At 60.8% G+C, this 1,685-nt stretch carries 1 protein-coding gene and 1 pseudogene; both read right to left on the bottom strand.

What is annotated here, in order from left to right:
• Positions 1–216 (bottom strand): annotated as a pseudogene (locus MFF30_RS25790) (aminotransferase class V-fold PLP-dependent enzyme); the annotation flags it as partial.
• A 200-nt stretch (positions 217–416) separates the two neighbouring features.
• The gene (locus MFF30_RS25785) at positions 417–1,223 is read right to left on the bottom strand and encodes an IclR family transcriptional regulator (protein ID WP_238283129.1); all 807 of its coding nucleotides are present in this window, start codon (positions 1,221–1,223) and stop codon (positions 417–419) included.
• Positions 1,224–1,685: the final 462 nt, after the last annotated feature.

Here is a 1,685-nt window from a genome sequence, read left to right as displayed (position 1 = left end):
GCCCAGCAGGGTGGCGACCTTGACGCGAGTCTCCTCCAACCGACTGAGCCAGATCTGCTTCGGACCGGCGGTCTCAAAACCCTCCTGGAGAAAACGCTCGTAAGCTTCCTTCACGGGGCGAGAGAGCGGGGTCTGGAAGCCGCTGTCGAGATAGACCACGTGCTCGACAGCCGGAAACGCCTGACGAACGGCGGCGACGTCGTAGTGCTGGCTCATGATCCCTCCGGCGGCGCGGACGCGACGAGGCATTGCGCCGGGAAGCCCCGGCGAGCCTTCGACCGATCTCAGATTCTGAATGACTTGGATGCGGATTAAACTGCCAGACGCCGCTCAATGACTGAGCATGTCAGTGGCATGACATAAAAATACACTACATCCGCTACGCGTCGAGACGCATCATCATCCAGCGGGATGTTTCATTCCGAAAATTGAGAATTATCAAAATCGTCGTTGTCCTTTAGGATGGTCCTGGACAACAGGACGGATGCCTCCTGAAGCGGATCGATGAAGGCGTCGAGGTCCTCGTAGCTGACACGCGCCGAGGGCACCGAGACCCCAAGGCAAGCGATCAGGTCGCCCTTCGGCGAGACGATGGGCACGGCGCAGCCGACGACACCGATAACGTATTCCTCGTTGGTCTTCGCCCAGCCCCTGCGCCGGATCACGTCGAGTTGGGCGAGAAGCATCTCTGGATCGGCAATGGTCGTCGGGGTGTACCGCGCGAGCGGAAGAGATTGGGCAAGCCGTTGCCGGACCTTGGTGGGCAGACGGCTCATGTAGATCTTGCCCGTCGAGGTGCAGTGGAGCGGCGCGGAGGATCCGGGATTGAATTGCAGTCCCTGCTGTTGCTTGGTTTGTACGCTGTCCACGTAGGCTACCGCATTGTCACGGACGATGCCGATTTCGCACTGCTCTCCGATCCTGTCGGCCACGGCGCTCAGGACCGCATGCCGCCGTACGGTGCGGAAGGCCGCCCCGATCGTTTTGGCCGAGAGGGTGACCAGCGTGCTCCCGACGACATAGCGCTTCGTGCCGAGGGCCTTCTGGATGAGGCCGCGGTCCTCAAGATTACCGATGAGGCGATGCGCGGTCGGAAGGGGTAGGGCGAGAGCGGCGGCGATCTCGGCGGCCGAAAGCGCCTTCCTCTGCTCCGCCACGAAGGTCAGGATGGCCAGGGCGCGATCCAGGGGTGCATCACGCGACCTGTCAGGTTCAACGGCCAAGATGGCTTCCTTGTACAAATGACGTTCGGTTGAGCCCCGTCGGCGTGAATGGGCAAGGGCTTGTGACCGATAGGATCAACTCACCAAGAAATCGGCTGGGGCACACGCCGTGGTTTAACGGCTTTCGAAAAATTTTCCCTCCTTTGGAAAACAACCCCGTGACCAGAGAACGGGCTGCCCGAGTGTCACGCAGGAGCTGCGAGTAGCCGTAGGGGCTGCGTCTGCCTGGACACTGTTCTCGACGTAGGCGGACGGGCTGGAAGCCACCCATCACTTACATTCGTGACGGGTATGAAACGTCGGATTTCGACCCCCAACACCCGGAGGTGTCCAAATCCGACGCAGCCCCCCCCCCTGCCTGCATAAATTCCGATCATAGGATTTTATGTTTGACAGCGCGACGCTCCTGGAGTATTGATAGGGCACGCTCAAGAAGTGTGAGTGGCGGTGGGGGCAGCGGCG

The organism is Methylobacterium goesingense, assembly GCF_022179225.1.
Taxonomy (GTDB): Bacteria; Pseudomonadota; Alphaproteobacteria; order Rhizobiales; family Beijerinckiaceae; genus Methylobacterium; species Methylobacterium goesingense.
Note: the sequence above shows the minus strand (reverse complement) of the source record. Positions and strands in the feature narration are given on the sequence as shown.